The sequence below is a fragment of the Janthinobacterium sp. 61 genome (genome assembly GCF_002846335.1).
GTDB lineage: Bacteria > Pseudomonadota > Gammaproteobacteria > Burkholderiales > Burkholderiaceae_D > Janthinobacterium.
The window spans coordinates 84,257-107,327 of sequence record NZ_PJMQ01000001.1; the positions used below are offsets into that span (position 1 = coordinate 84,257).

Annotated in this window: 22 protein-coding genes and 4 tRNA genes; 11 read left to right on the plus strand and 15 right to left on the minus strand. The window is 62.3% G+C overall.

The genetic code is table 11. The features are described 5' to 3' along the window. Positions 1–82: 82 nt before the first annotated feature. From CLU92_RS00420 to CLU92_RS00430, 3 genes are all read right to left on the minus strand, one after another. Complete coding sequence (locus tag CLU92_RS00420) at positions 83–799, minus strand: TIGR00266 family protein (protein ID WP_101480265.1); 717 nt, start codon at positions 797–799, stop codon at positions 83–85. Positions 800–863: 64 nt separating this feature from the next. Next, positions 864–1,439 carry a TerD family protein gene (locus CLU92_RS00425; RefSeq protein WP_034759261.1) on the minus strand — a complete coding sequence of 192 codons (576 nt, stop codon included), beginning with the start codon at positions 1,437–1,439 and terminating at the stop codon, positions 864–866. Between the two features lie 100 nt (positions 1,440–1,539). Next, positions 1,540–2,622, minus strand: a complete 1,083-nt coding sequence (locus tag CLU92_RS00430; protein WP_101480266.1) for a DUF475 domain-containing protein — start codon at positions 2,620–2,622, stop codon at positions 1,540–1,542. 244 nt (positions 2,623–2,866) lie between these two features. Between CLU92_RS00430 and CLU92_RS00435 the strand changes: the two genes are divergently transcribed. From CLU92_RS00435 to CLU92_RS00445, 3 genes are all read left to right on the plus strand, one after another. Further along, the gene (locus tag CLU92_RS00435; protein ID WP_101480267.1) at positions 2,867–3,292 is read left to right on the plus strand and encodes a divergent PAP2 family protein; all 426 of its coding nucleotides are present in this window, start codon (positions 2,867–2,869) and stop codon (positions 3,290–3,292) included. 239 nt (positions 3,293–3,531) lie between these two features. Further along, the gene (locus CLU92_RS00440; protein WP_101480268.1) at positions 3,532–4,707 is read left to right on the plus strand and encodes an efflux RND transporter periplasmic adaptor subunit; all 1,176 of its coding nucleotides are present in this window, start codon (positions 3,532–3,534) and stop codon (positions 4,705–4,707) included. Between the two features lie 3 nt (positions 4,708–4,710). Next, complete coding sequence (locus CLU92_RS00445; protein WP_101480269.1) at positions 4,711–7,932, plus strand: efflux RND transporter permease subunit; 3,222 nt, start codon at positions 4,711–4,713, stop codon at positions 7,930–7,932. Between the two features lie 249 nt (positions 7,933–8,181). Here CLU92_RS00445 and CLU92_RS00450 read toward each other — a convergent pair whose 3' ends face one another. The 5 genes from CLU92_RS00450 to CLU92_RS00465 all read right to left on the minus strand — a co-directional run bounded on the left by CLU92_RS00450 (position 8,182) and on the right by CLU92_RS00465 (position 14,032). Beyond that, positions 8,182–9,105: an S-adenosyl-l-methionine hydroxide adenosyltransferase family protein gene (locus tag CLU92_RS00450; RefSeq protein ID WP_101480270.1), complete on the minus strand. Its 924-nt coding sequence runs from the start codon at positions 9,103–9,105 to the stop codon at positions 8,182–8,184. 20 nt (positions 9,106–9,125) lie between these two features. After that, a complete protein-coding gene (locus CLU92_RS00455; protein WP_257560729.1) occupies positions 9,126–11,633 on the minus strand; it encodes a TonB-dependent siderophore receptor in 2,508 nt (835 codons plus the stop codon). Between the two features lie 112 nt (positions 11,634–11,745). Next, complete coding sequence (locus CLU92_RS28050) at positions 11,746–12,216, minus strand: histidine phosphatase family protein (RefSeq protein WP_257560730.1); 471 nt, start codon at positions 12,214–12,216, stop codon at positions 11,746–11,748. 2 nt (positions 12,217–12,218) lie between these two features. Then, complete coding sequence (locus CLU92_RS28055; protein ID WP_257560731.1) at positions 12,219–12,551, minus strand: phosphoglycerate mutase family protein; 333 nt, start codon at positions 12,549–12,551, stop codon at positions 12,219–12,221. Between the two features lie 80 nt (positions 12,552–12,631). Continuing rightward, a complete protein-coding gene (locus tag CLU92_RS00465; protein WP_101480271.1) occupies positions 12,632–14,032 on the minus strand; it encodes an L-cystine transporter in 1,401 nt (466 codons plus the stop codon). Positions 14,033–14,309: 277 nt separating this feature from the next. On the opposite strand from CLU92_RS00465, the gene CLU92_RS00470 reads away from it, so the two are divergent. From CLU92_RS00470 to CLU92_RS00480, 3 genes are all read left to right on the plus strand, one after another. Beyond that, positions 14,310–14,687 carry a nuclear transport factor 2 family protein gene (locus CLU92_RS00470; RefSeq protein WP_101480272.1) on the plus strand — a complete coding sequence of 126 codons (378 nt, stop codon included), beginning with the start codon at positions 14,310–14,312 and terminating at the stop codon, positions 14,685–14,687. A gap of 10 nt (positions 14,688–14,697) precedes the next feature. Continuing rightward, a complete protein-coding gene (locus CLU92_RS00475) occupies positions 14,698–15,087 on the plus strand; it encodes a hypothetical protein (protein ID WP_143452496.1) in 390 nt (129 codons plus the stop codon). 130 nt (positions 15,088–15,217) lie between these two features. Next, complete coding sequence (locus CLU92_RS00480; RefSeq protein WP_101480274.1) at positions 15,218–15,682, plus strand: hypothetical protein; 465 nt, start codon at positions 15,218–15,220, stop codon at positions 15,680–15,682. A 60-nt stretch (positions 15,683–15,742) separates the two neighbouring features. Here the strand turns inward: CLU92_RS00480 and CLU92_RS00485 are convergent, their stop codons facing one another. Then, positions 15,743–16,336 carry a YigZ family protein gene (locus CLU92_RS00485; RefSeq protein WP_101480275.1) on the minus strand — a complete coding sequence of 198 codons (594 nt, stop codon included), beginning with the start codon at positions 16,334–16,336 and terminating at the stop codon, positions 15,743–15,745. Positions 16,337–16,403: 67 nt separating this feature from the next. Then, positions 16,404–16,661, minus strand: coding sequence for a hypothetical protein (locus CLU92_RS00490; RefSeq protein ID WP_101480276.1), 258 nt, complete (start codon positions 16,659–16,661; stop codon positions 16,404–16,406). Between the two features lie 129 nt (positions 16,662–16,790). On the opposite strand from CLU92_RS00490, the gene CLU92_RS00495 reads away from it, so the two are divergent. Further along, positions 16,791–17,507: a helix-turn-helix domain-containing protein gene (locus CLU92_RS00495; protein ID WP_257560735.1), complete on the plus strand. Its 717-nt coding sequence runs from the start codon at positions 16,791–16,793 to the stop codon at positions 17,505–17,507. Between the two features lie 58 nt (positions 17,508–17,565). Here the strand turns inward: CLU92_RS00495 and CLU92_RS00500 are convergent. Then, positions 17,566–17,641 (minus strand) — tRNA-Lys (locus tag CLU92_RS00500). Positions 17,642–17,720: 79 nt separating this feature from the next. Next, positions 17,721–17,796, minus strand: a tRNA-Lys gene (locus tag CLU92_RS00505). Positions 17,797–17,912: 116 nt separating this feature from the next. On the opposite strand from CLU92_RS00505, the gene CLU92_RS00510 reads away from it, so the two are divergent. Together CLU92_RS00510 and CLU92_RS00515 are read left to right on the plus strand one after the other, a co-directional pair. Next, the gene (locus CLU92_RS00510) at positions 17,913–18,371 is read left to right on the plus strand and encodes a MarR family winged helix-turn-helix transcriptional regulator (protein ID WP_101480277.1); all 459 of its coding nucleotides are present in this window, start codon (positions 17,913–17,915) and stop codon (positions 18,369–18,371) included. After that, complete coding sequence (locus tag CLU92_RS00515; protein WP_243858219.1) at positions 18,368–19,867, plus strand: MDR family MFS transporter; 1,500 nt, start codon at positions 18,368–18,370, stop codon at positions 19,865–19,867. The genes CLU92_RS00510 and CLU92_RS00515 overlap by 4 nt, the downstream gene beginning before the upstream one ends. Here the strand turns inward: CLU92_RS00515 and CLU92_RS00520 are convergent, their stop codons facing one another. Further along, on the minus strand, positions 19,868–20,956 hold the full coding sequence (locus CLU92_RS00520; protein ID WP_101480278.1) for an NADH:flavin oxidoreductase/NADH oxidase: 1,089 nt from the start codon (positions 20,954–20,956) through the stop codon (positions 19,868–19,870). Between the two features lie 104 nt (positions 20,957–21,060). Between CLU92_RS00520 and CLU92_RS00525 the strand changes: the two genes are divergently transcribed. Together CLU92_RS00525 and CLU92_RS00530 are read left to right on the plus strand one after the other, a co-directional pair. Then, positions 21,061–21,402, plus strand: a complete 342-nt coding sequence (locus CLU92_RS00525) for a helix-turn-helix transcriptional regulator (protein WP_101484428.1) — start codon at positions 21,061–21,063, stop codon at positions 21,400–21,402. 122 nt (positions 21,403–21,524) lie between these two features. After that, a complete protein-coding gene (locus CLU92_RS00530; RefSeq protein WP_101480279.1) occupies positions 21,525–22,655 on the plus strand; it encodes an acyltransferase in 1,131 nt (376 codons plus the stop codon). A gap of 110 nt (positions 22,656–22,765) precedes the next feature. Here CLU92_RS00530 and CLU92_RS00535 read toward each other — a convergent pair. Together CLU92_RS00535 and CLU92_RS00540 are read right to left on the minus strand one after the other, a co-directional pair. Further along, positions 22,766–22,841 (minus strand) — tRNA-Lys (locus CLU92_RS00535). 89 nt (positions 22,842–22,930) lie between these two features. Further along, a tRNA-Lys gene (locus CLU92_RS00540) sits at positions 22,931–23,006 on the minus strand. Positions 23,007–23,071 lie beyond the last annotated feature (65 nt).

Genomic DNA, 23,071 nt, shown 5'->3' on the forward strand with positions numbered 1-23,071 from the left:
GTGGAAATAGGGGAAGCCGCGCGCAGGTGCGCGCGCGGGAAGTCTATATAGCCAGACTTAACCTGGCCTTAGAGAGAGGGAATCAGCCAGCTTTGCCGCTGGCGGTCCATTTCAAAAATGCGTCGCGGTTGCGCGAGCAGATAAACACCTTGCCCGAACCGGAAAAGCGCAGCACGATACCTTCGCCGCTGGTCACGCTATTGACGATATTGCCGAGGAAACCGCCGATGCCGCCGCCGTTGGCGCCGCCACCCGTGGTCACGGAAATCTCGTATTTCAGGCTATTGTCCCAGCACACTACGTGGGAATTGTCGATCACGACATCCTTGCCCGGCTCGACGTCGAGCTGGAACATGGAGCCGAAGCCCGACACCACCACTTGCCCCGTGCCGGCTGTTTCCATGACGAAGAAGCCGCCCGACTGGGCGAACAGCGCGTTACCGATGCTTTGCGTGCGCACTTTCATTTCCGTGCCCGAGGTGGCGGCGACAAAGGCACCGTCGTTGAGCAGGTACTGGCGTGCGCCCACGTCGACCACTTCGATTGCGCCCGGAAGGGTGGGCGAGAGCAGGCAGTCGCCACTGCCGCGCACCGCTTCGATATGCTGCTGGAAGAACGATTCGCCATTCGCGAAGCGGCGCATGATGGCACTGCCCAAGCCGCCGGTCATTTTGCCTTTCAAGTCCAGCGCCGTTTCCATCATCACCATCGCATCGGATTCGCAATAGATGGTTTCGCCCTGCTTCATGCTGACGTGAAGGAAGGGATCGACGTCGCCGGTGACACTAAATACTGGCATGATAAATCTCCAAAAAAAAGCCGCCTGAGTACGTCCAGGCGGCTGTGTTTAGCGCATAAAACGTTTAGGCATTCACACCGAACGAACGGGCCAGAGGGCCGAGGCCGCCATTGAAGCCCTGGCCGATGGCCTTGAACTTCCATTCGCCGTTGTAGCGGTAGATTTCGCCAAAGATCATCGCCGTTTCCGTCGAGCTGTCTTCGGACAGGTCGTAGCGGGCGATTTCTTTTTCGCCTTCCGCGTTCAGGCAGCGGATGAAGGCTTTCGAGACCATGCCGAAGTTCTGGCGGCGCGCGTCGGCGTCGTGAATGGTGACGGTGACGCTGATGCGGTCGATGTCGGCCGGTACGCGCGACAGGTCGATTTCGATACGCTCATCGTCGCCTTCGCCTTCGCCCGTGGTGTTGTCGCCCGTGTGGACGACGGAACCGTCGGTCGACTTCAGGTTGTTGTAGAAGATGAAGTCAGAGTCGCCACGGACTTTGCCGTCGCTTTTCAGGAGGAAAGCACTACCGTCAAGGTCGAAGGTGGCGCCGTCCGTGGAACGAGGATCCCAGCCGAGGCCGACGATGATCTTCTTCAGGTTCGGTGCTTCCTTGCTCAGGTTGACGTTGCCGCCTTTTTGCAAACTGATTGCCATGTGGTGCTCCTTTTTATTAAATAACTCAAACATACCTTCATGGGATGAGCGCAAGGCGCTCGTGCCATTACTCTCTCAATTGGGGGCGAGCCCCCCGATTTCAAGCTTGTGCCGCGTGCCGTTTGCGATAACGCAGGGACGACCACAGCGAGACCAGGATGAAGGCCACGCCCGACAGGCCCGTGAACCACTCCGGAATATGGTACTTGACGGACGCCAGCATGATCAAGGCCAGGATGCCGATCGCATAATGGGCGCCGTGCTCCAGGTAGACGAATTCGTCCAGCGTGCCCTTGTGCACCAGGAAGACTGTCATCGAGCGCACGAACATGGCGCCGATGGCCAGGCCCAGCATGATGATGACGACGTCGTTGGTGATGGCGAATGCGCCGATCACGCCGTCAAAGCTGAACGAGGCGTCCAGCACTTCCAGGTACAGGAAGCCGCCGATGCTGCCGCGCGCCACCGTTTTGACGAGATCGCCATTGCCGTTCCTGGCTGGCGCGGCGCCTTCTTCTGCGTCATCCTGCAAGTCCGGTTCGCCTTCTTCCAGCAAGCCGCTGATCCAGTTTACGCCGATGTAGACGGCGATGCCGACGATGCCCGCAGCGAGCACGCTGTATTTTTCATCCGCAGGGCCCATCGCCACGCAGGCCGCCACGGCGCCCATGGTGATCAGCACGGCCAGGCTTTCGGTGCCCAGCGCATTCACTTTTTCCTCGGCCCAGCCCAGCCAGTGCAATTCCTTCTCGTCGTCAAACAGGAAGTTCAGGAAGACCAGCAGCAGGAAGGCGCCGCCGAAGGCCGCCACTTGCGCATGGTTGTCCGTCAGGTGCTTGGCATAGACATCCGGCGTGGTGGTGGCCATGGTCCACACGTCGACCAGGCCCAGGCCCGTGGCCACCGATACGATGACCAGCGGGAACAGCAGCCGCATGCCGAAGACGGCCACGAGGATACCGACCGTCAAGAACAGTTTTTGCCAGAATTCATTCCAGTGACGCAAGACCGAGGCATTCACCACGGCATTGTCGAACGACAGCGACACTTCCATGATGCCCAGCACGCCCGTGATCCACAGCGCCTGGATCATGCCTGACATGCCGCCATGGCTGTAACCCCACCAGCCCGACACTGCCATCAGGATGAAAGTGACTAAAAAGGAAATTCTGAAATGCCGCATGAGGACCCCGTTGCAAGTATGAAAGACGTTTGATTATCCGCGCCGCTGTGCGCGCCGCGCTCAGTGTTGATATACGTCAATTGTTGTATATGCCATGATTTTATATTAGTTGCCGCCAAGGGCGGCGTTTTATAGGTTGACGACAGACAGTTCTGCTGGCGCGGATGATCTGCGATAATTGCGGCGCGCCCCTCCGGCTGCCGCAGCCCCTGACACACTCTATACATATAAGAAGGAATACCCCGTGGATATCGCTTACCTCGTCACGCCCCTGATCACCTGGATCCTGGTCGGACCGATCAAATTCCTGATCAACAGTGTCCGCACGCGGCAATGGGCATTCGGCCTGGTCGGCAATGGCGGTTTTCCCAGCAATCACAGCGCCGTCGTTTCCAGCATGGCTACCCTGATCGCCTTGCGCGAGGGCATAGGCCACCCCGCTTTCGGCGTGGCCGTCACCCTGGCCTTCATCGTCATCATCGATGCGAACAGCCTGCGCCAGCACGTGGGCAAGCAGGCGGCGGCGATCAATCGCCTGGCCGTGGAAGCGGCCAGCACCGCGCACAAGACCTTGCGCGAGCGCATGGGCCATACCCTGGTGGAAATCGCCGGCGGCCTGTGCACGGGCGTGGCGATCGGTTTCCTGATCAACACCATTTTTGCCCGCTAAGCGTCTTCGACCCTGACATGCACAACCCCGCCGAAGGCGGGGTTTTGCGTTTCAGGGCGTAAAAACTACGTTTCATCCATTCAATAAAGCATTACAGGAATCCGTTGATTGACATGCCCGGACACGCTCAGGGATACTTTGGCGCTTGTGGTTTTAATAAAAATAAACGCCTGCTAACGCCTGCAGCCCTATCCGGGCCGCCGGGACGGTAGCGGTGCTATCTATCCGGAGAATTACCCATGTTGCGCAAAACCCTGTTTGTTCTGGCAATCGCTTCTGCCCTGACCGCCTGCGGCAAAGAGTCCAAGGATCCTGGCAAGGGCGATGGCAAGGGCGCCAAGGAACAGGCGGGCGCCGCCGTCAATTTGCTCGTCTCTCCGGAAGACCTGCTGACCATACAAAGCAATGCGCTGGCGTCGGGTCCCGTCATCACCGGTTCCGTGCAGCCCGAGCGCAACGCGGACTTGCGCGCCGAGGTATCGGCCGTGGTGATCCAGGTCATGAAGGAAAACGGTGAAGTCGTCAAACGGGGTGACGTGCTGGTGCGTCTGGATGAAACGTCCATCCGCGACAGCCTCAATTCGGCCGAGGAAGCCAGTCGTGCCGCCAGCCAAGTGCTGGAGCAGTCCGAACGCATGTTCCAGCGCATGAAAACCCTGCGCGCCTCGGGCATGACGTCGACGCAGGCGCTGGAAGACGCGGAAATTCGCCGCAACAATGCGCAAAGCGACTTGTCCGCCGCGAAAAGCCGCGCCGCCCAGGCCCGCCAGCAGCTGCAGCGCACCCTCGTGCGCGCGCCGTTCGACGGCATCGTGAGCGAGCGCAAGGTATCGAATGGCGATACGGCGCAAATCGGCAAGGAATTGATCAAGGTCATCGATCCGACCAGCATGCGCCTCGAAGGCCTGGTGTCGGCCGACAAGATCGGCGTCGTCAAGGTGGGCCAGCCCGTGCTGTTCCGCATCAATGGTTATCCAGGCCAGGATTTCGCGGGCAAGGTGCGCCGCGTCGATCCTGCCGCCAACACTGTCACCCGCCAGGTGGCCGTGCTGGTCGATTTCAACGACAAGGAACAGCCGCGCGTGGCCGGTCTGTATGCGGAAGGGCGCATCGAGACGGAAACCGTCAGCGCGCTGATGATACCCGACTCGGCCCTGGTGAAGGCGGGCGACGTCACTTACACGTGGAAAGTCAAGGACAAGGCTTTGCATAAAGTCACGCTGCGTATCGGGGCGCGCGACGTGCGCACTGGCCAGTGGGAAGTGCAAAGCGGCCTGGCCAGCGGCGACACCGTGCTGCGCACGCCCGGTTCGACCTTCAAGGATGGTCAGAAAGTGGAATTGACGGCCGGCAAGGCCGTGCCGGCCGCCGCCGTGGCCAGCAGCAGCAACGCCGTTGCCGGCAAAGGAAACTAAGCCATGTTCCTTTCCGACTTCAGTATCAAGCGGCCCACCGCCACCATCGTCCTGATCCTGGCCATGATGTGCGTCGGTTTGCTTGCGCTCAAGAAACTGCGCGTCAACCAGAATCCGGACGTCGAAGTGCCCTTCATCGTCGTCAGCATTCCTTACCCTGGCGCATCGCCTGATACGGTCGAGCGCGAAGTGGTGAACCGCCTGGAAAAGTCGCTGCAAAGCATTTCCGGCGTGACCGAGGTCAACAGCGACTCGAATGAAGGTTCGGCCAGCATCTTCCTGAAGTTCTCTTTCAATACCAATTTGATCGAGGCATCCGACAATATCCGCAATGCGATTGCCGCCGTGCGCTACAAGTTGCCGACGGAAATGCGTGAGCCTATTCTGCAGCGCATCGACCCGGCTGCCGAGCCGATCATGCAGCTGGCCCTGTCGTCGAATACGCAAAGCCATGCGGAAATTTCGCGCCTGGCAGAAGACGTGCTGTCGGACCGCTTCCGCACCGTCGATGGCGTGGCGCTGGTCAACGTGGGCGGTTCGCTGAAGCGCGAACTGTCCGTGCTGCTGCGGGCGGAAAAGTTGCGTGAATATAACGTTTCCGTCAGCGATGTCGTGACCGCCTTGCGCAACCAGAACACGAACGCGCCCGTGGGCAAGGTGCGCGGCACCCTGGACGAGAAAAGCATCCGCCTGGTGGGCCGCATCGAGTCGCCAAGCGACTTCGAAAAAGTGGTGATCAAGCGCCGCGGCGAGGAAATCGTGCGCCTGGCGCAAGTGGCCACCATCGAGGATGGCTTTGCCGAAGTCAACAGCCTGAGCATGCGCAGCGGCAAGCCCAACGTGGGCATGTCGATTACCCGCGTGCGCGATGCCTCCACTGTCAGCGTGGCCAACAAGATCCGCGACATGGTGGCGGAAATCAACAAGACCTTGCCGAAAGGCACGATCCTGCAAGTGACGCGCGACGGTGGCGAAAACGCCCAGCATAGCTTGAACAATGTGATCGAATCACTGGTGCTGGGCGCCGTGCTGACCATTTTCGTCGTCTACGCCTTCCTGAACTCCTGGCGTTCGACCCTGATCACGGCGCTGAGCCTGCCCACGTCCGTGATTGCCGCCTTCATTGCCGTGTGGCTGTGCGGCTTTACCCTGAACTTCATGACCCTGCTGGGCCTGTCGCTGGCCATCGGCGTGCTGATCGATGACGCCATCGTGGTGCGCGAAAACATCGTGCGCCACATGCAGATGGGCAAGGACCGCCGTACGGCCGCGCTGGAAGGCACGGCCGAGATCGGCATGGCCGTGGCCGCCACGACCTTCTCCATCATCGCCGTCTTCATTCCCGTGGCCTTCATGCCGGGCATTTCCGGCGAATGGTTCCGTCCTTTTGCCTTGACGGTGACGTGCTCGGTGCTGGTCAGCCTGGGCATCTCGTTTACGCTCGACCCGATGCTGTCGGCCTACTGGGGCGACCCGGTCGAGGAACACTCGGCGCCGAAAAAGGGCATCGGCCGCGTGCTGGAGCGTTTCAACCACTGGTTCGACCACCAGGCCGACCGCTATGGCCGCGTCATCGCCTGGGCACTGCATCACCGCCGCTGGATGGCCGTCATCGCCTTCGGCAGCCTGGTGGGCGCCATCGTCCTGCACGCCACGCATGGCGGCACGAGTTTCTTGCCGGCATCCGACTCGGGCAACTTGATGATCAATGTGCGCACGCCATCGTCGAGCAGCATCGAGTACTCGCGGTTGAAACTGGAAGCGGCGGCCGTGCTGGCGCGGACCTTGCCTGAAACCAAGGATACCAACAGCTCCATCAATGCGGGCGGCGGACGCGTGTATGTCGACATCGGCAAGCGCAACACCCGCAAGCGTTCGGCCAAGGAAATCGCGGTCGAACTGCGCGAGAAGATGTCGCGTCTGGTGGGCGCCGAATACGTGGTGCAGGATGACTTGAGCAACGGTTCGCAAAAGCCCATCCAGGTGGAATTCACGGGTCCTGATTCGCGCAAACTGATGGAAATTACCAACGCCTATATGGACAAGCTGCGCGCCATTCCCGGTGCCGTCGACGTGGGCCTGTCCGAGCAGGATCCGAAGAATGAGTTGCAGATTGAGCTCAACCGTGGCCTGGCCAATTCGATGGGCATTTCCGTCAATGACGCGGCGCAATCGTTGCGCGTGGCGTTTGCCGGGGTGGAAGTGGGCGACTGGGTCGATCCGACGGGCGAAACGCGTGACGTGGCCGTGCGTTTGCATCCCGATGACCGGGTGGCATCGGAAAACATCGAGCGCCTGCCGATCAGCGTGACGGGCACGTCGCAAATGGTGCCGCTCGACCAGATCGCCACCATTACCATGGGCAAGGGCCCGTCCGGTATCGAGCACAAGAACGGCAAGCGCACGATTACCGTGTCGGCCAATGCGCAGGGCCGCTCGAACGGCGAAGTGACGAGCGACGCCATGAAACTGGCCAACTCCATCGACTTCCCACCCGGCTACGGTCTGGCGCTTGGTGGCGCAGGCCAGGACCAGCAAGAGCTGTTCACGGAAATGCTGATCGCGCTGGTGATGGGTATCGGCCTGATGTATTTGATCCTGGTCATGCAGTTTGGTTCCTTCACGGCGCCGGTGGCCGTGATGATGTCCTTGCCGCTGAGTCTGATTGGCGTGGTGGTGGCGCTGGTGATCACCAACAATACCCTCAATCTGATGAGCTTTATCGGCATCATCATGCTGATGGGTCTGGTCGCCAAGAACGCCATCCTGCTGCTCGATGCGGCGCGCAAGCGCGAGGAAGAGGGGCATGGCCGCGAAGACGCGCTGATGTATGCGGGCCGCATGCGTTTGCGCCCCATCCTGATGACGACGTTCGCACTGATCGCCGGCATGTTCCCCGTGGCGCTGGGCCTGGGCGAGGGAGGCGAGTTCTACCGTCCATTGGCGATCGCCATCATCGGCGGCACCATCACCTCGACGATTTTGACCCTGCTGGTCGTGCCGACCTTCTATGACAGTATCGAAATCGCCCGCGATGGCGCAGTGGCCAAGTTCCACCGCCGCGCCGCGCGCATGCCCGTGGCCGTGGCCATGATATTGACCCTGCTCGAGTGCGTGCTGACACTGCTGCTGGTGCGCTTCGTCTACCGCATGCTGAAGAAGGCCGTGCTGTTCCTGATGGGGCGCCGCACGCCGAAGGCGACGTCGGTCAGCCTGCAAAAGTAATACCGGGCCAAGGCCAGCTTGCGCTGCGCCGTGGTATTCCAGGAGCCTTCTGCGGAAGGCTCTTTTTTTGCCCGTCCAGCGGACCAGGGTTCAGTCGCTAGCCGTTGCGCGGCGGCGTGATGGTGTCATCGGGATGGCTGGAGGCGGCCGTTGCGGGGGCGAGCAGAGCGCAGGGCTTGACGTGGCACAAACCTGCAAGGGATATGGCCAGGTGGGCCAGGACAGGATGCCCTGGCCGCGCAAGACGATTTATTTGGCGGCTGGCGACTTGCTCACTTCCACTTGCCAATCCACACCCGACTCGATGTGATGCTTGGCCGCAAAGTCACCCTGGCTGAGGGCCACGGCCACGTCGAGCAGGCTGTTCAGATAGACCAGGGGCTTGCCCTTGGCGACGCCGCCAAACGTGTGTTCAAACGGCGCCGTGACCTGGGCCACTTGCTTGCCCTTGTGTAGGATGCGTACTTGCAGCGGGTCATGCAGTTTCACCTGCAATTCGTCGAGCAGGGCTTTCGGGATATTCGTCCACACATTGCCATATTTCACATCCAGCACGGGCACGATGCCGCGGATGGTATTGCCGTCGCGTACAGGTTTTTGATACGCGATCTTGACCACTGATTCGCTCGGCAATAGCGGGCCCACCTGTTCATAGCTGATGGCGCCCGAGGCCAGGCGCGCACCCACATAGGCATACACGTCGCGGCCATGGAAGGTGTAGGACTCGCCTGATCCTGCCAGGCGGTTGACCTTTTCATCGATTTCGCGCAGTTCGGCCACGCCGTCGCGCTCGGCGATCAGGGTGAACAGGCCGTTATCCGGCCCCACGAAGTAGCGGCCACCCTTGGTTTTCAGCACCACCGACTTGCGGTTGGTGCCCACGCCGGGATCGATGACGGATACAAACACTGTGCCTTGCGGCCAGTAATTGGCTGTCTGGTACAGGCGGTAGGCACCCAGCCAGATGTCGTAGTCGGGAATCTGGTGCGTCAGGTCCGAGATGGTGAGCTTGGGGTCGACGCCATAGGCCACGCCATGCATGGCGGACACGGCGCCGTCGGCCGTGCCGAAGTCCGTCATCAGCACCAGCGGTGCGGCAGCCTGGGCGCTGGACAGCAGGAGAGCGCTCAGGCAGGCGCCGGCGACGAGGTGGGAGAGCTGTTTGATGATCATGATTTCCTTTGTGTCCAGTGTCAGAACGTGTAGCTTAATTTAGCGTAAAAGTAGGCGCCATTGACGCCGATGGGGTTGATGAAATTGTAGGGCAGGGCGCCGCCATACGTGGCGTTATTCGTCTGGCGCACGCGCTGCGGATAGCGGTCGAGGATGTTGTTGCCACCCACGCTCAAGGTCAGTTGCTTGCTCAGCTTCAACTGGCCTTCCAGGTCCAGCGACCACACGGCGCCGAAGCGCTGTGCGGGGATGCCATCGATCAAGGGCGCGTCGCTGTCATACGAAAAATCGTTCAGTTCGCCAAAGCGCGTGGCGCGCGCCTGCACGCCCCAGCCGGCCGCCTGCCAGTCGGCACCCAGTATCAATTTGCTGGTGGGTGACGCCTGTTTGATGCGGAACAAACTCGTCTCCGTCAGCAGGCTCAAACTGGGATCGATGGTGCTCAACGCAGCGGCACTCTGGCGTACCTTGTCGAGACTGGTCTTGTTCAGGTTCAAGGCTGCGTTCAGGCTCAGCTTGCCTGAGGTGAACGCCAGGTCGTGATTCAGCACCACGTCCAGGCCTTTTGTGCGCGTGTCGAGCAGGTTGGCCAGGTAGGCGACGGACTGGATGTCGCTGCGACCATTGGCGGCCAGGTAGGCGGTGACGGCATCGCTTTGCAAGTCGCTCGAGCGCGTGATGCGGTCGCGGATGCGGATCACATAGGCATCCACCGTCAGGCTGGTGGCGGCAGCCGGTTTCCAGGCCAGGCCCAGGGACAGGTTGGTCGATTTTTCCGGTTTCAGCTGTTGCGCGCCGAAGCTGCGCGCCAGCGGGTCGCTGGCCGGCAGCAGGGCCGATGTTTGCAGGGCCGTTCCATCGGCGTTGAAGTTTAACGTAGCAAAGCGGAAGCCCGTCTGCACGAGGGCTGGTGCGCGGAAGCTGTTCGACAGCGAACCGCGCACGAGGAAATTCTCCGTCACTTTGTAGCGTGTGGATAGCTTGCCCGTGCTGGCGCTGCCGAAGTCGCTGTAGTCGGAATAGCGGGCGGCGGCACCCACCAGCAGGCGCGGCGTGAGATCGCTTTCCACGTCCGCATACACGGAGCGGATTTGCCGGCTGCCGTCGTAGGCGTCGGACGGGCGCAAGCCCGGTCCCGCCTGCGCGCCCGGTGGAGCGTCCGTAAAGCTGCCGGCCGCGTACGAAGCCGGGTCGCCCGCCGAGCTGGTGTAGGTTTCGCGCATCCATTCGGCGCCCACGGCCACGCTCAAGGGTGAGGGCAAGCCGATGTCGATGCTGCGTGTGGCATCGAGGTTCAAGGCGTTCTGGCGGAAGTCGAAGCCGGCCAGCTTGAAACGCGTGGGGCTGGCGGCGCCCAGCGAGGCGTTGACGGAGTGGCTCACGCCGTAGTCAAAGCGGTCGCTGCCGTGGCGCGCGCTGGCATCCCAGTTCCACTCGCCGGCACTACCGCGTACGCCGGCCACGATGCTGAGGTCGCGCTTGTCGCCGTTGGTGACGGGGCGGTAGCCGTTCGGATACAGTGCCAGTACGTTCGACGGGTCGCCCGGATAGCGGAAGTAGGCGCTGCCGTCCGATTTGCGCTCGTTCAAGGTGGCAAACGAGTACAGGTCCAGGCCGTTGGCGAGGGTGAGCTGGGTGTTGTAGAACAGGTAGTTGTTGTGCTGGCGCGAGTCGCCTGACTTGAACACCACCTTGCCATCGAGCGCCTGGTCGGCTGGGGTGAAGTTGTAGGAAGTCCAGCCTGCGTCGCTGGGGCCGGCCCGTTCCGTGGGCGAGCGGCGCCGCGTTTCTGCACCGAAGCGGAAGTAGCCCGCTTCGCCCAGCGGCACGCCATAGTCGGCGTTGACGATGACAGTCTGGCCATCCGTCAGGGTTTGGTCGGTCGGGTCGAAATGCGTGTGGTTGGCACCATAGCTGACGGAAGCGGCGCCGCCTGTGCGCGCCTTTTTCAGCACGATGTTGATCACGCCTGCTACGGCGTCGCTGCCGTACTGGGCGCCCGCACCGTCGCGCAGGATTTCGATGTGGTCGATGGCGTTGGGTGGAATGGCATTGATGTCCACCGGCACGGTGCCGGCAAAGCTGCTTTCCGTGTCGAGCACGGCGCTCGTGTGGCGGCGCTTGCCGTTGATCAGCACCAGCACCTGGTCGGGCGCCAGGCCCCGCAACTGGATGCCGCGCACGGAGTCCGACGCGCCGCTCGACTCGATGCGGGGGAAGTTGATCGAGGGCGACAGGTTTTGCAGGGCCGCGCCCACGTCGCCTGTCGATAGCGCATTGCTCACTTCGCGCGCGCCGAAACGGTCGATGGGCACGCTGCTGTCGAAGACGGTGCGGTTGCGCGCGCGCGAGCCGACGACGGTGACCTGGTCGATGCTGGCGCTGGCCGTTTCAGCGGTGGTGCCGGTGGTGGCTTGCGCCTCTTGTGCCCAGGCGGACGGTGCGCCGAGCATGGCGCAGGCCAGCACGATGGCGCGCAGCGGCGTGGCGGGAAGGGAGAGGGAGGCGGATGAATGGCGCGGATACAAGGCGGTGTCCTTTGGGCTCGATTAGTGTCGGTATGGAAACTGTTGCCATGAGCTTAAGGGAGGTGACGGCGCGCGCTAACGATTCTTTCTGGATATGCTTATGCTGTTGTTTTTATGCCGCCAGCAGCGCAGCTGGGAAGACGCGAACTCGATGGCGGACATGGACAAGGCCTAGGACTTGGGTGCGGCCGGCATGTCGGGCTGGGCCGTGACGGGGGTACCGGCCGCTTCCAGCGGCGCGACGAAGTTGCACAGGTCCAGCTGCAGCTTGCCGTGCCTGCCCAGGGCGGGGTGAAGGCGTACGAGGTGATGCTGCAGTCGGGCACGTCGGCGGCCTTGTCGATGCCAGGATGGTCTGCTTGTCGCAGTGTTCCAGCAGGTAGCGGAAGCAATTGACGATGACCTGGTGGCCGACGATCAGCACCCGTTCGCCCCGGTATTCGCGGGTGATGGTGTCGAGCACGCTGCGCAGGCGCAGGATGACGTCGCACCAGCTTTCGCCGCCCGGTGGGCGGAAGTAAAACTTGCCCACGTGCTGGCGTTGTTCGTGCAGTTCCGGGTACTTGCTGGCGATGCCGTGCACGGTCAGGCGGTCGAGGAGCGCAGGCGCTTGTCGGCCACCACCGAGGCAAGGCTGTCCGCGTCGATGCGCGCCAGAACGGCTTGCGCCGTCTGGTGCGCCCGCACGTAGGGCGAGTACAACACGACGGTCGGTTGTTGTTCAGGGGGAAGGGTGGCGAACCAGTCGCGCAAGGTGTGCGCCTGGCGCGCGCCCAACTCGGAGAGGGGGACGTCGACATCGCGCTCGGCAATGGCGATCAATAACTGTTTTTCCGCTTCGGCGGCATCGCGCGCCACGTTGCCGGCACTTTGGCCGTGACGCACGATCCAGATTTGCTGCGGCCATTTCTGTTGCATCGCCTCGCGCCTTCCTCTGTATTTATTGTTAATAAATATAGGCGAAAGGGGCAAGGCGCGGCGCGCCGGTGGATGGCTACTTAAGCGGCGTGTTCCGCTTCGTCCAGGTCGGGTGCGTCGTCGCTGTTGTAGACGGCCAGGTCGGTCTGCCCCATGACCCGGCTGGTGACGGTGCCGGCCGTAATCGAGCCGCTCACGTTCAGGGCCGTGCGGCCCATGTCGATCAGCGGTTCGACGGAGATCAGCAAGCCGGCCAGGGCGACGGGCAAGTCCATGGCCGACAGCACGATCAGGGCGGCAAACGTGGCGCCGCCGCCCACGCCGGCCACGCCGACGGAACCGATGGTGATAATGGCCAGCAAGGGCAGCAGGAAGCTGACGGTGAACGGGTCGACGCCGACGGTGGGGGCGATCATCACGGCCAGCATGGCCGGATAGATGCCGGCGCAGCCGTTCTGGCCGATGGTCGAGCCGAACGAGGCGGCGAAGTTGGCGATGCCTTCCGGCGTGCCCAGGCGTTGGGTTTGTGTCTGCACACTCATCGGGATCGAACCGGCGCTGGTGCGCGAGGTGAAGGCGAAAGCCAGCACGGGGAAGACTTTTTTCACGAAGCGCAGCGGGTTCAGGCCGACGCCGGCGATGATGGCCAGGTGCACCAGGAACATCAAGATCAGCGCGCTGTACGAGGCGACGACGAAGTTGATCAGTTTCAAAATGTCCGTATAGCTCGACGATGCCACCACTTCAAACATCAGCGCAAATACGCCATAGGGCGTCAGGCGCAGCACCAGGGTGACCATGCGCATGACGATGGCGTGCGCCACTTTCATGAAGCTCTCGAAGGAAGCGAATATTTCCGGCTTTTTCGCGGCGATGCCCGTGGCCGAGATACCGATGAAGATGGAGAACACCACCACAGCGATGGTCGACGTCTTGCGCGCGCCCGTCATGTCGAGGAAGGGGTTGGTCGGCACGAAGCTGACCAGCAACTTTGGCAAGGACAGGGCTTTCGCCGTTTCCAGCGAGCCTTGCAGCTGCACGCCGCGCGCCACTTCGGCCGCGCTCGACGTCAGGCCGACAGCCGTCAAGCCGAACAGCTTGGCCATCAGGATGCCCAGCGCGGCGGCGATCGTGGTGGTGATCAGGAGGGTGCCGATGGTCAGCGCGCTGATCTTGCCCAGGGAACTGGCATCCTTGAGTTTCAGGATGGCGGAAATGATGGAGACCATGATCAGCGGCATGATGATCATTTGCAGCAGTTTCACGTAGCCGCTGCCGACGATGTCGATGTATTCATTGGTGCCCGCGATGATGGGCGAACCGGCGCCATACAGCGCTTGCGCTGCCGCACCCAGCAGTACGCCCAGGCCCAGGCCCGTGAAGACGCGAACGGTAAACGTCGCGTGTTTGCGTTGCTGGTGGAACATGAAAGCGAAGACGATCAGCGCAACGAGCAGGTTCAGAATGATGTTAATTGCCATGAAGGGGCCTTATCTTGGTTTTATTCGAGACTGCAGAGAGCATGAGAACTTTACTACAAGTAATTGCTGCCCCAGCCCGGGGCGGAAGGGCAAGCACTGTACAGTACTATGGGGGCGTTTTATACGATGCCGCTGCGAATATTACGCTATATGAATATGCTCCACAGGCATAAGCGCAGGTATAGGTCTGCCGGATGATTGTGAAAAGGTAGATTTCGTGCCAGCATTGCATGTTTGTTCGCTTGCTAATTTGGCGCACTATTTTTTAAGGAAAAAGATGAATGCTTTAACGGAAGCTCAAGTACTCGATGCGGAAGAGCGCTTGCGCCTGGCCATGATGGCCTCCGACGTGGCGGCACTGAATGTGCTGCTGGCCGATGACTTATTGTTTACGAATCACCTGGGTCATCTGCTGAGCAAGCATGCGGACCTGGCAGCGCATGAGCAGCGCTTGCTGACCATCACCGATCTGCGCGCCTCCGAGCGCCATGTGCGCATCAACGGCAACGTGGCCGTGGTCTCCGTGCGCATGCAGCTGACGGGCAGTTATCACGACGTGGAAACGCATGGCGACTTCCGTTTTACGCGCGTCTGGACGCAGGATGTTGCCGGCGCGCTGCAAGTGATCGCCGCCCATTCGGGCGTCGTGGCATAGGGGTGATGTAGTGGATCATCGTTCCAAAGGGCAGTTGTTTGAAGCTGTCATCGCCGCCGGTCCGGCCACTCTGGCCATTACGGCCGGCTATCCCCTGCTGGTGTACAACCTGGTGCGCACCTGGGCCGACGCACCCGGCGCCAATGCCCTGGCCGGGCTATTGCTGACGGGCGGCCTGTGGGCATTGCTGGAATTCTGGCGCATCGCGCTGGCGACAGTGGCGCGCAAGGCCTACGCGTTCAATTGGCGCTTCTGGCTCGCCATCGCCAGCTTTCTTGGCTGCTTCGTGCGCTTCGTGCCGGACATGCCGGCCGGACTGATGTTGTTGTTGATGGTGCTGCCGGCGCTGGCGTGGACGCATTTCATCTTGCTGCAGGTCAAACGTCCGCGCGGCGTCTGAGTTTCGCACAAGCAGCGCAAGCCGTGGCAAGATCGTCATGCCACGGCCCCTGGCTATCGATATAATCATTCCCCGCATGCACGGCAAACGGCATGTTTGGCGTAACTTCTCTTATTTTGAAAGAATTTCGATGAAAGCTCTCTTTTTGCTGCTGTTCGTATCGGGCGCGGCCCTGGCCGATGATACTGCCATGTTGCAATGCCGTTCGCTGACCGATATCGCCAGCCGCGTGAAATGCTATGACGCCATTCCTCTGGGCGCCGCCGCGCCTGTCGCCGCCCCCGTTGTCGCGGTGCCGACCGCGCAGCAGCGCGAGCAGAGCTTTGGCATGGAAACGGTCAAGGCGCCCAAGGCAGCCGAGCCGGAAGAACACAAGTCGATCAGCAGCAGCATCGCCGGCAAGTTTGATGGCTGGAGTGGCAACGAACTGATCAAATTGAGCAATGGCCAGGTGTGGCGTATCGTCGATGGAAGCTCCGCCGTGCTGCCGCCGCTGAGCAATCCCAAGGTGACGGTCGAACGCAATTTCGTCGGCACCTTCTTTCTGAAGATCGAAGGCACGAACAACTCGCCCAAGGTACGCCGCGTGCAATAAGCTGCGCCAGTCCCAGTCCCAGTCCCAGTCCCAGTCCCAGTCCCAGTCCCAGTCCGATTCTCAGTCCTCGGCGTCGAGCCAGGCGATGCGTCCATTGCCCGCCTCATGCAGATGGGCGAGCAGGGCGGTGGCGGCCGTTTCAGGCAGACTGAAGTCGAACAGCACGTCTTCGCTGTGCGCCACGTTCTGCAAGGTGGCGCCAGCGCTATCGAGTTCGCGGCGCAGCATGCCTTCCATCGCATATGGCACCGTGCAGCGCAAGGTTCGCTGGCGCACGATGGCCGTCTTTTCCGCCTGCAACAGCGCTTGCGCCACGCTGTCCGTATAGGCGCGCACCAGGCCGCCGGCGCCCAGCTTGATCCCGCCAAAGTAACGCACGACTGTCGCCAGCACGCCTTCCAGGTCCTGGTGGCGCAGCACGTCGAGCATGGGCCGTCCGGCCGTGCCGCTCGGTTCGCCATCATCGACGGCCGCCGATTGCCCGCCCGCCAGCAGGGCCCAGCACACATGGCAGGCGCCCGGATGCTGCGCCTTCAAGTCATTGACCACCTGCTGCGCGCTGGCGCGGTCCGTCATCGGCTGCACGCAACCGATGAAACGGCTTTTCTTGATGATCAGTTCGCTGTGGACGGGGGTGGCAATGGTAAACGGCATGGCGGGTGCGAAGGCGGGTAAAGCAGCATGATAGAGGAAATGCGCGCCGGGCACGAGCCGGTGCCGCCTAGGCTCCCGATGGCGACACCAGTTCGCGCAGCGCCGCGTCGCGCACCTGCAGAATGTCGAACAGTCCCAGCGCGTGCAGGGCGGGCAAGGCGTCGAGGATGTCGCGCTCGGCGACGGCCTTTTCGTCGATGCTGCTGGCGTCATCCAGCCATAGCCTGGCATTGGCGAGGAAGGCGCCCACCGTGCCCTTGCGCACGGTGACGCCATTGAACTGGCCCTGGTTTTGTTGATCGGCTAATACGTCTTCTGCACGCATGGTGAACTCCTGAACGATGGAAAGACTCCACTGTATGATGACGGGATTGTCTTGCCTGCGTTGTTTATGTCATTCGATACGTCAAATCCGTCAATTTTGCCAGCGTCGCTGCCGTCGCCGTTGCGTGCCATGCGCATTGCCCAGCCGCAGGAACGGGTGACGGCGGCGCACCGCCATGCCAGCGGCCAGCTGTTCGGTGCGGTGCGGGGTTTGCTCTCCGTTGCCGCCGACAGCGGACAGTGGGTGGTGCCTGCCAGCCACTGCGTGTGGATGCCGCCCCATCACATCCATGCGCTGCGTTCGCATGGCCCGTTTGCGGGCTGGAGCGTGTATGTGGACGAGGCCAGTTGCGCCAGCTTGCCCGCCGCGCCTTGCGTGATGCGCGTCTCGGGCTTGCTGCGCGAGGCGGTGGCCCGCGCCAGCGCCTGGAACGATGGCGCGTTCGATGCTCGCCAAGCCCGGGTGGCGGGCGTGATTCTTGACGAGATCGCTGCCTCGCCGCACGAGCCATTCGGCTTGCCCTTGCCCACGGACCCGCGCCTGTTGCGCGTGGCGCGCACCGTGCTCGATGACCTGGCCGACGAGCGGGGCGTGGAAGCGCTAGCCGCCTGGGCCGGCGTGTCGCCGCGCACCCTTGCCCGCCGCTTCACGATCGAGACCGGCTTTACCCCCTCGGCCTGGCGCCAGCGCGCCCGCATCCTGCGCGCCCTGGAATTATTGGCCGCCGGCCGGCCCGTCACGACCATTGCGCTGGACCTGGGCTACGACAACGTCAGCGCCTTCATCGCCATGTTCAAGCGGGTGATGGGCGTGACGCCGGGCAGGTATGGGGAGGCAATGGAATAGCTGGCGCGGAAAACAAAAAAGCCCACGAACCGAAATTCGTGGGCTTCTCTGAAGTATTTGGTAGGCCGTGCGGGATTCGAACCTGCGACCAACGGATTAAAAGTCCGCTGCTCTACCAGCTGAGCTAACGACCCAAAAACTTTGACTACTTGCTGCGGTAACACTGTGCGGTACGTGCTTGCCATGAAGGCAAGTAAGCGGACTGCAAATTCTTGGTAGGCCGTGCGGGATTCGAACCTGCGACCAACGGATTAAAAGTCCGCTGCTCTACCAGCTGAGCTAACGACCCAAGGGCGGCTATTATGACGGCCAAAGGCGGTTTTGGGAAGGGCAGGGGAGGAAAAAGCCTTGCATGGTCCTGATGCGCGGTCTAATATGGGTAGGTAGCCTACCTATATATATGCCATGTCCACTATCGAAGACCTTCCCATCCCCGAGCGCGCGCTGGCGCTGTCCGACGAATTGCGTACGGCGTTCAAGCGCTTGCTGCGTTCCATGCAGCGCGAAGGGGGCGAGCTGGAAGGCAGTGTATCGATGATGCAAACCATGCTGCTGGCGCTGATCCACGAGCAGCCAGGCATCGGCGTGGCAGCGCTGGCGCGGCTGCAGAATGTGCGCGGGCCCACCGTCAGCGCGCAAGTCAAGTCGCTGGCCGAAGCGGGGCTGGTCGAGCGCAGCGCACCCGATCCGCAGGACCGGCGCCGTTCCGGTCTGCAAGTGTCCGCGCAAGGCCTGGCCGTCCTCGAAACCTTGCGCGCGCGGCGCCGCGATGCGCTGGCGCGGCGCATCGCCCGCCTGTCGCCGCAACAGATCGATGCGCTGGCCGCCGCCATGCAGCCCCTGCTTGAGATAGGCCAGGCATGAGCGACCACGATCACGCCGCAGGCGCAGAAAAAGACGCGGCCAAACCCGTCACCGAGCGCGAAGTGCGCGCCATCTACCTGGGCCTGATGGCCGTGCTGGGCCTTGGTGCGCTGGACCAGAGCATCGTCGCCACGGCCTTGCCGCGCATCGTCGATGACCTTGGCGGCATGGCGCATCTGTCGTGGGTGGTCACGGCGTATGTGCTGGCGTCGACGGCCACCATGCCCCTGTACGGGAAGCTGGCCGACCAGTATGGTCGCCGCCCCATGATCTTTACGGCCCTGCTGACCTTTTTGCTCGGTTCCGTGCTGTGCGGGCTGGCGCAGAACATGACGGAGCTGATCATCTTCCGCGCCATCCAGGGCCTCGGCGCGGGCGGCTTCATGCCGCTGGCGCAAATCATCATCGGCGACATCGTGCCGCCGGCCGAGCGGGGCAAGCGCCAGGGCATGGTGCCCATCGTGTTTGCCGTCACCAGCGTGCTGGGCCCCGTGCTGGGCGGCGTCATTACGGATGCCTTGTCGTGGCACTGGATTTTCTATGTCAACCTGCCCATCGGCGCGGCCGCCTTTGTCATCATTGCGCGCGCCATGCGCAAGCCCGCACGCACCCATGCGCACAAGATCGACTACCTGGGTTCTGCCTTGCTGACGGGGGCCATCACGGCGGCTCTGCTGGTGCTGGCGCTGGGCGGCACCGAGTGGCCGTGGGACTCGCTGGCCATCAAGGTGTGCGGTGGCGTCGCCCTGCTGCTGGGCGCCTGGCTGGCCTTCCACGTGGGGCGGGTGGATGAACCCGTGCTGCCGCCCGACCTGTTCGAGAACCGTACTTTCAATATCGCCAGCCTGGTGATGGCCATGACTTTCATGGGCCTGATGGGCGCCAGCGTCTTCTTCCCCCTGTTCTTCCAGCTGGTGATGGGCGCCAGTCCCGCCGAATCGGGCGTGATGACGGTGGCCATGATGGTGGGGCTGGTGGCCTCGTCGATGTTCAACGGCCGGGTGTTGTCGCGCTCGGGCAAGTACAAGATGGTGCAGGTGGCGGGGCTGGCGGTGGCGCTGGTGGCGTTTGCCGTGCTGGCCTGGGCCATGGCAACGTCGCGCGGTTACTGGATCATCGAGCCGGCCATCTTCTTCCTGGGCACGGGGCTGGGACTGGTGATGCCGAACATGACGATCGCCGTGCAAAATGCCTTGCCCCTGGCGCGCCGTGGCGTGGGCACGGCCATGCTGGCCTTTTTCCGCTCGCTGGGCGGCTTGCTGGGCGTGACGGCGTCCGGCGCCATCCTTGCACACCAGCTGCACCAGCATGGCGTGGAAGCCGTCTCGGCGCTGGGTGCGCACGCGGCGTCGCAGACGGTGGAAGTCTACCGCCACGCGATCGCCAGCGTGTTTGGCGCCGGCGCCGTGCTGCTGCTATTGGGACTGGTCTTCCTGCTGTTCCTGCCGGAACTGCCCCTGGAGGGGCATCCGGCAACGGTCAAGGATGATGGATGATCAATAGCGTTCCAGCCAGTGCGCGTACGGCGCCGGCAGGGTCCACGAGGCGCGCTCCACGCCGAGTTCCTTGGCGGCAAAGTATGCCCAGTGCGGATTGGCCAGGTGCGCCTTGCCGACCATCACCACGTCCAGCTGTTCTTCCTTGACGACACGCTCGGCGATGGCCGGCGTGCCGAAGCCCCAGGCGGACGAGACGGGCACACCTGCTTCGCGGCGGACTCTTTCTGCAATCGGGCCCATGAAGGCGGGGCCCCACGGAATCGATACGTCGGGAATCGTGAAGCCCATGCTGACGCTGAGCATATCCATGCCCGCATCCTTGAACTGGCGCACCAGGCCTATCGATTCGAGCAGGGTTTGCTCGTCGCGGCCGTCGAATTCCAGCACGCCAAAGCGGATCGTCAGCGGCAGGTGCTCGGGCCACACTTCACGCACGGCTTTCAAGGTTTCCAGCAGGAAGCGGCTGCGGTTTTCCACGCTGCCGCCATAGATGTCGTCGCGCTGGTTCGAGTGGGCGGAAAAGAAGCTTTGCGCCAGGTAGCCGTGGGCGAAGTGCAGTTCCAGCCATTCGAAGCCCACTTCGCGGGCGCGCACGGCGGCGTCGACGAAGTTCTGGCGCACGCGGGCGATATCGTCGAGGTCCATGGCGCGCGGCACTTTCGGCAGGCCGCCGCCAAAGGCAATGGCGGACGGGGCGATGGTTTGCCAGCCGCGTGTATCACCTTCAGCGATATGGTCATCGCCTTCCCATGGGCGGTTGGCGCTGGCCTTGCGGCCCGCGTGGGCGATCTGGATGCCGGGCACGGAGCCGGCCGCCTTGATGGCTTTCACGACAGGTAAGAAGGCTTGCGCCAGATCATCGTTCCAGATGCCCGTGCAGCCGGGCGTGATGCGGCCTTCTGGCGCCACGGCCGTCGCTTCGACGATCACCAGTCCCGCGCCGCCACGGGCCATGCCCGCGTAATGCGACAGGTGCCAGTCGTTGACCTGGCCATCGACGGCCATGTACTGGCACATGGGCGGCACGGCGATGCGGTTGCGCAGGGTGATATCTTTAAGACTGAATGGCTGGAAGAGGGCGGACATGGTGGCCTTTGTGTGTTGGTGGACAGGTAGATAAGTACTGATTCGGTAGTTCGTAAATATTCGAAGAATGGAATTAGTATAGCGCATGCTGTATGATTCTGCTCATGCGTCCACACAAACATCCCTCCGCCAGCGAATTCGTGCTCGAAAGAGTGCTGTACGCCTTGAGCGATTCCATCCGCCTCGACATCGTGCGCCACCTGGCCAGAGTTGACGCGGCCGCTTGTGGCGACCTCGATGGCGGACGGCCGAAGTCGACTGTCTCGCACCATTTCAAGGTCTTGCGCGAAGCTGGCCTGGTCTACACGGAAAACGCGGGCACGACGCACATGAACACCCTGCGCCGCACCGATATCGAGAGCCGCTTCCCCGGTTTGCTCGATGCCATCCTGGCGCAGCAGCCATTGTCCGCCGAGGCGCCGGAGGCGGGCGGGCAGGAAGTCTAGCTGCCTGCCGTGCCCCGCCATCTTCCAGGCTCGGCTATCATATCGGCCTTTCGGTAAATCCTCAGCCGCGCGCCCGTTGCGCGATGGGCTGGCGACACTACCTGGCATGGCAAGGGATGGGAATGACGGCAGTAGCATCGGTATCACAGGCGGACCTGGCAAATCGTCCGCAGTTTGGCTGGATCAATGGTTTGAAGGCGGGCGCGGCGCAGTTGATCGTGTTGCACCACCTGGCGTTTTACGGGCCCATGTCCGACTATGTGCAGCCCCTGTGGCCCGCATTGCTGGACTGGCTGGGCGGCAGCGCGCGCATCGCCGTGCAAGTGTTTCTCGTCATCGGCGGCTTTCTCGTCGCCAAATCCCTTTCGCCTGCCGGCCGCCCCGGCATCGCCTCGCCGCTGCAGGCGATCTGGCGCCGCTATGCCAAGCTGGCGCCGCCTTTCCTGGCTGCCACCTTGCTTGCCGCCGTCATTACGCCTGTGGCTGGTATCTGGATGCTGCATGATTCCATGTCGGCCGCCGTCACCATGGGCCAGCTGAGCGCCCATGCCTTGCTGCTGCATGGCGTGCTGGGCTATGAATCGCTGTCGGCCGGCGCCTGGTACGTGGCCATCGATTTCCAGCTATACCTGCTGACGGTATCGCTGCTGTGGCTGGGCGGCCGCCTGGCGGGCCAGCGGCGCATGGGCTGGCTGATGCCGCTGGCCGTTACATTGGGTATCACCTTTTCCCTGCTGTACTTCAATCTCGATGCGGGCTGGGACAACTGGGCGCCGTATTTCTTCGGCAGCTACGGCCTCGGCATGCTGGCCTGGTGGGCCAGCGACCCGGCCCGCAAGCCCGGTTCCATGACCGCGCTCATGGCGATGGCCGCCGTGCCCGTGCTGCTGGCCCTGGCCGTCGACTACCGCAGCCGCATCGCCCTGGCGCTGATCGTCGCCTGCGTCCTGTTCCTGTTCGGCCGTGCCCGCACGCCTGCGCAGGGCGGCGCCTGGCATATCATCAATACCCTGGGCCGCATCTCGTATGCCGTGTTTCTCGTGCACTTTCCCGTCAGCCTGCTGGTCAATGCCTTGTTTACCGCCTATGTCCCATTGGAGCCGGCCTGGCAGGCGCTGGGCATGCTGACGGCCTGGGGCGCCAGCCTGGTGGCCGGGGCCGCGTTTTACCGCTGGGTGGAGGTGCCGTTGGGGCGGGTGATGGGCAGTGTGGTGGCGCATCTGGCGGGGCGGCCGGCATGGGTATCGCGTTAAGGTCGAAGATGTCGAGTGCCGATCGCGCTCGCCTTCTGAAATAATGCTGCCTGTTTCTATTCTGAAAAACAAAAAAGCCAACCGCGAACGGTTGGCTTCTTCATAGTATTTGGTAGGCCGTGCGGGATTCGAACCTGCGACCAACGGATTAAAAGTCCGCTGCTCTACCAGCTGAGCTAACGACCCAAAAACTTTTTACAACAACTTCGGTAACACTGTGCCGTAAAAAAATGCTTGCTATAACAACTCGCAAGCAGATCAGTACTGCGTATTCGTGGTAGGCCGTGCGGGATTCGAACCTGCGACCAACGGATTAAAAGTCCGCTGCTCTACCAGCTGAGCTAACGACCCGAAGAAGAAAGATTATAGGGGGTGCCCGGGATTCTGTCAAACCTAACGGGCAACTTTTTCCCCGG